The organism is Neisseria sp. P0021.S006 (genome assembly GCF_051956895.1).
The window spans coordinates 1-616 of sequence record NZ_JBQCWZ010000856.1 but is presented as its reverse complement, the minus strand read 5'-3'; the positions used below and the strand labels follow the sequence as shown (position 1 = coordinate 616).

General features: G+C 48.9%; 2 pseudogenes. One reads left to right on the top strand and one right to left on the bottom strand.

Annotated features, from left to right (window positions below):
• Positions 1-362 (top strand): annotated as a pseudogene (locus ACTHUM_RS17520) (beta-ketoacyl-ACP synthase); the annotation flags it as partial.
• A gap of 94 nt (positions 363-456) precedes the next feature.
• Here ACTHUM_RS17520 and ACTHUM_RS17515 read toward each other — a convergent pair.
• Positions 457-616, bottom strand: a pseudogene (locus ACTHUM_RS17515) (RDD family protein); the annotation flags it as partial.

The following is a 616-nucleotide window of genomic DNA, read 5'->3' as shown; positions in this document are numbered from 1 at the left end:
GTATTACGCCTGATAAAGTCGGCTATGTCAGCGGCCACGGCACGGCGACCGAAAAAGGCGATATTGCCGAAACATTGGCTACTGAAGCGGTGTTTGGTTTTATACCGATGAGTTCGCAAAAAAGCTACCTCGGCCATACACTCGGCGCGTGCGGCGCATTGGAAGCCTGGTTTACCATCGAAATGATGAACAATGGTTGGTTTGCGCCGACCGTCAATTTGGAAAACATCGATCCGCGTTGCGGCAAGGTGGATTATATTCAAACGGGCGGACGTGAGATTCAAACCGATTATGTGGTCAGCAATAACTTTGCCTTTGGCGGCGTCAATACTTCGCTGGTGTTCAAACGTTGGCAAGAATAATCATTGCTTGATGTTATGATTAAAGGCCGTCTGAAACGTATCTGGAGTTTCAGACGGCCTTTATTTTATTTAGAGCTTGAGATGCTTGCGAATTTTATTCGTTTGTTTTCTTCTGATTTAAATCCACCAGCCTTGTTCCGGCCAAGAAGTCGTAGAGGAACTGGCGGTCGGGATGGAACAGGGCGAAGCCCCATGGCAGGATGAGCCAAATGAGCGCGGCGCCGAATGCGCCTTTGGGTGGTATATTGAGCAGA